This is a genomic window from Streptomyces sp. SID5643, assembly GCF_009872555.1.
Lineage (GTDB): Bacteria > Actinomycetota > Actinomycetes > Streptomycetales > Streptomycetaceae > Streptomyces > Streptomyces iakyrus.
In genome coordinates this window covers 1-385 of sequence record NZ_WWIC01000256.1, presented here as the reverse complement: position 1 = coordinate 385, position 385 = coordinate 1, and the positions used below count along the sequence as shown (strand labels likewise).

General features: G+C 71.7%; 1 protein-coding gene. It reads right to left on the bottom strand.

What is annotated here, in order from left to right; all coding sequences use genetic code 11:
• The coding region (locus GTY56_RS28725) for an AMP-binding protein (RefSeq protein ID WP_161368226.1) at nucleotides 1-385 on the bottom strand (385 nt) is incomplete at both ends.

Sequence of the window (385 nt, the reverse complement as noted above, 5' to 3'; positions counted from 1 at the left end):
GTACCTCACCCGGCTCGATCCGGAAGCCGCGGATCTTGACCTGGTCGTCGGCGCGGCCCAGGTATTGAAGTTCCCCGTCGGTCCGGTGGCGGGCCAGGTCGCCGGTTCGGTACATGCGGGTGCCGGGCGGCCCGAAGGGGTCGGCGACGAAGCGTTCGGCGCTGAGGGCGGGCCGGTTGTGGTAGCCGCGGGCCAGGCCCGCACCGGCCACGTACATCTCTCCCGTCACCCCGGGCGGGGTGGGCTGAAGGGCGTCGTCGAGGACGTACAGCCTCAGGTCGGGGATGGCGGTGCCGATCGGGCTCACGGTCCCGTCGGCGACCGTGGCCGCGTCCAGCACCCGGTGGGTGACGTGCACGGTGGTCTCGGTGATGCCGTACATGTT